Consider the following 3661-nt stretch of genomic DNA (forward strand, 5'->3'; position numbering starts at 1 on the left):
GGATAGTGGGAAAGCCTCTGCGAATTCGCGGGCTGTTACAGGAGATTCCCACGTCGCTTCGCTCCTCGGAATGACAATTTAGGCGAGTGCCGTGGTACACCGGTGCCCTCCTGCGGTTTAATGTCCCTCTACAGGGCGGTCACTGACCGCCGCTACAGACGCAATCGGTTTTTACGTTTTTATCGGCACCTTGTACGAACTGGAAGTGCCTTCCCGAGATTGCCACGTCGCTTCGCTCCTCGCAATGACAAACCTTTGGCTTTCACCGTTTATCGATAGCCTGCACTGGTCGGCAGCATTGCGCCGGGAGGGGCATGCCCCTCCCCTACAACGCACGGTTGGCGGCCCTGCGAAAAATTCCACGCTCCGCGTTTCACGTTTTCTTCCACAAATTTTCCCTTTCCTGTGCATAACCGCCTGCACTGGCGGGGAAACTTGCTGCGGGGAGGGACAACACGCATGGAACAGAAGCTGCGCCGTCTGCCCGACGGGACCTACACGGGCGCGATGACGGATGAACATATCTGCGGCATTTTCGGCTGCTGCGGTGATTGGAACCGCCGCGAGGTGCACATCGGGGCGCTGACGGTCTACGTCTACGCCATCGACGGCATCACCTCGGGCGGCGATGCGTCGGAATACGTCGTCAAGCCCCTCATGCAGGACGCGTTCGGCGGCACAATGGACGAGCTCTACGACCGCGCCCTGCACAGGACGGTCTATAACTCCGTGGCTGTGCCGTGCGGAGACCTGCAGAGCACGGCGGAGAAGCTTGTCAACGGCTTCACGGTCGTGCTGTTCGGGCAGCGGGCCATTGCCTTCGAGACGAAGACGGGCGAAAAGCGCTCGCCCTCGGCCCCGGAGGTCGAGAACACGGTCAAGGGCCCGAAGGACGCGTTCACGGAGACGGTACGCACGAATACGAGCCTGCTGCGCCGCCACCTGCGCACGCCGGCGCTGCGGCTGTATGAGACGGTCGTGGGGCAGCGGAGCCTGACGAACGTCACGCTGGCATGGATCGACGGGCTGACGGAGCCTGCGCTCGTCTCGCGGATGCAGGCGCGGCTGGCGGAGATCGACATCGACGGCCTGCTCACGCCCGCGGCCGTGGAGGAATATCTGACCGGCTCACGGCCGACGGCCTTTCCGCTGCTGCAGTACACGGAGCGGACGGACCGCTTCGCGCAGGCCCTGCTCGAGGGGCGCGCCGGTCTGCTCGTCGACGGCCTGCCGCTGGGCTATCTCGCACCGGTCGACCTCGGCTATCTCATGACGTCGGCCGAGGACCGGGGCACGGATTTCGTGTCGGCGTCGTTCCTGCGCGTGCTGCGCTATGCCGCCCTGCTGCTCGGCCTGCTGCTGCCGGGGCTCTATGTCGCCATGGCGGCCTTTCACCCGCAGATGCTGCCGACGGAGCTGCTGCAGTCGATCTTAGAGAGCAAGCGCGCGGTGCCGTTCCCGACCATCGTGGAGGTGCTCGGGCTGCTGGCCGCCTTTGAGCTGCTGCAGGAGGCAAGCGTCTCGCTGCCGCAGTCCGTGGGGCAGAGCCTTTCCATCATCGGCGGCCTCGTCGTCGGCTCGGCGGCCGTGGAGGCGCGGCTCATCTCGCCCGCGGCCCTCATCGTCGTGGCGGCGGCGGGCATCTGCGGCTTTGCCATACCGGGGCGCAGCTTTGCAGACGCCCTGCGCGTTTGGCGGATGGCGCTGGCCGCGGCGGCGAGCCTTGCCGGGCTGTTCGGCCTGACGCTCGGGGCCATCTGCCTCGTCGTCCATCTGGCGGGTCTGGAATCGTTCGGGATCTCTTATCTTGCGCCGTTTTCCGGCGTCGGCGGCGCGCGCGCCCTGCTGCGGCCACGCCTCGTGCGGGAACCGCTGCGCGATCCGCTGCTCCGGCCGCTCGACCGGCGCAATCAGGGGGGAAAGCGATGAAATGGACGCTTCTTGCGGCTGCGGCGCTGGTCCTGTGCTGCGGCCTGCCGTTCCGCACGCACGAGACGCGCACGCTCCTGCCGGTGCAGACCGTGCAGGCCGAGTGGACGGAAGCCGGCGTGCGCATCGTCACGGAGGCGGGCGAGGGCAGCGGCGCAACGTGGGACGACGCCGTGGCCGCGCTGCGCATGGCTGCGCCGGGCGAGGTTTACTTCGACACGGCCGGGCAGGTCGTGCTGTGCGGGAAGACGGACCGCCTCGTGAACGAGCTGCTGGAAAGCGGCATCCTGCGCCCGGCGGCGCAGGTGCGCCGGAGCGGGGGCCTGACCGACCCGGAGGGGCTGTCCGACCTGCTGGAGGCCCACGCCAGTCCCGTGACGGTCGGTCTGCTGCGGGCGGAGCCGGGCACGGCCCTGCCCGATTGGGAGGAAAGCCATGCGGGATAGACAGCTCTGCGCCGTGACGCTGGCGGCAGCCTCCGTCCCGGCGCTTCTGTATCTGCCGCGCCTCGGCTGGGTCTGGGCGACGGCGGCTGCGGCGATCTCCGCGCTGCTGCTTGGCCTCTGCGGGCGGCGCTGCGCGCCGGGCGGGCTGACGGAGGTCATCCCGGCGGCGTTCGGCCGGGCGGGAAGAGCCGTGCTCGCGCTCGTCCTCCTCGGCGGCGCGCTGCTGCTGGGAGGTGCAGCGCGGGCGCTGTGCGCCATCTATCCGGAGAGCCGCGGCGGGCCGCTTACGGGACTCCTGCTGCTTCTGGCGGCGGCCTATGCCGCAGAGCGCGGGGAGGAGACCGTCCTGCGCAGCGGGGCCATCCTGTTCTTCTTTCTCACGGCGGTCGAGGCCGTCATTCTGGGCTTTTCGGCCGTGCAGGTGCGCGCGGCGTGGCTCGCGCCGCAGACGGGACGTGTGCCGTTTGCCGCCATGACGGCGGCGCTGTCACCCATGGCCGTGCTCTATGTGCGCGGCGGGGCGCGGAGGACGGGCGGCTGGCTCGCGGCGGGGATCGGCCTCTGTGCGGCGGCGGCCCTGTGCGCCGCAGGCACGCTCTCGCCCCGCGTGGCCGGGGAGGAGGCGTTTGCGGTCTATACCATGGCCAAGAGCGTGTCCGTCTTCGGTGTGATGGAGCGGCTGGAGCCGGTCGTGTCGGCCGCGCTGACGGCGGGGGGCTTCTGCCTGCTTGCCGTTCTGTGCCTCGCCAATGCGAAGACGGCGCGGGCGCTCGGCTGGAAAAAGCGCACTGGCATCGGAAATTTCCTGCTCGGCTGTGCGGGGTATCTTGCGGGCACGGTCCTGCCGGAGGGGGTGCAGGCTGTCGCAGCTGCCATATGTTGGGGTATTGTGCCATTGGTAACACTATGGGTAGCGTCCGTAAAGAAATTGCAAAAAAATCAAAAAAAAGCTTGACATTCGGGCGGTTATTTGATAGAATAGCGGAGCCGCTTGAGACAGGGCGTCAAACAACAAAAGATTTCGAAAGAAATTGAAAAAAGTGCTTGACAAGCTGAACAATGCGTGCTATAATGTAGAAGTTGCTCCGGAACGGAGGGCGCGAGCCCGATGAAGTCCGGATGACTTTTCAAATAGGCTGTGCGAATGGCCGGTGTACCTTGTAAATTAAACAACGAGAAACATGAACAAACACCTTGGACAATTTGATGAAAAAACAAGTTGTTCTTTGAGATGTCAGTGTAAAAACTGAGATTGTGAAGAATAGCCAACGAGAAATTCTTGAGTG

3 protein-coding genes are annotated in these 3661 nt (G+C 65.7%); all 3 read left to right on the forward strand.

The features are described from left to right. Positions 1-459 precede the first annotated feature (459 nt). Genes WMO66_RS01930 through WMO66_RS01940 form a run of 3 tightly spaced genes read left to right on the forward strand, consistent with a single transcriptional unit; the run spans position 460 to position 3330 of the window. Positions 460-1929, forward strand: coding sequence for a spore germination protein (locus tag WMO66_RS01930; RefSeq protein ID WP_349134727.1), 1470 nt, complete (start codon positions 460-462; stop codon positions 1927-1929). Then, positions 1926-2375: a hypothetical protein gene (locus WMO66_RS01935; protein WP_349134728.1), complete on the forward strand. Its 450-nt coding sequence runs from the start codon at positions 1926-1928 to the stop codon at positions 2373-2375. The genes WMO66_RS01930 and WMO66_RS01935 overlap by 4 nt, the downstream gene beginning before the upstream one ends. After that, on the forward strand, positions 2365-3330 hold the full coding sequence (locus WMO66_RS01940) for a hypothetical protein (RefSeq protein ID WP_349134729.1): 966 nt from the start codon (positions 2365-2367) through the stop codon (positions 3328-3330). Before WMO66_RS01935 ends, WMO66_RS01940 begins: the two co-directional genes overlap by 11 nt. Positions 3331-3661: the final 331 nt, after the last annotated feature.

This window comes from Faecousia intestinalis, assembly GCF_040096185.1.
Classification (GTDB): domain Bacteria; phylum Bacillota; class Clostridia; order Oscillospirales; family Oscillospiraceae; genus JAZOXB01.